Annotated in this window: 1 protein-coding gene; it reads right to left on the reverse strand. The window is 69.4% G+C overall.

Going from position 1 to position 235, the window contains the following annotated elements:
* Positions 1–136 (reverse strand): KTSC domain-containing protein (locus tag AC1RPY_RS08210; protein ID WP_481763191.1); only part of this gene is annotated, 136 nt, incomplete at its 3' end.
* Positions 137–235 lie beyond the last annotated feature (99 nt).

Consider the following 235-nt stretch of genomic DNA (forward strand, 5'->3'; position numbering starts at 1 on the left):
GCTCGCGCCAGACCCGGGGCGGGACGAGCAGATAGCGGTAGACCCCGCCGGATCCGAACTCGATCTCCAGCACCGCGGTGTCCGCGTCGTAGCCCGCCGAGGCGATCGCCGTGCTGTCGAACACCTCGCGCCGCATGGTGCGGACGATACACGCGCACCCGGTAGACTGGGTGCTCACGAAGGGGAGTATCCCGAAGAGGCCGGGCGGCCTCGCGCTGTGAACGTCATCACGGTC

This window comes from Dellaglioa sp. CoH-56-MRSF-12 (genome assembly GCF_056782075.1).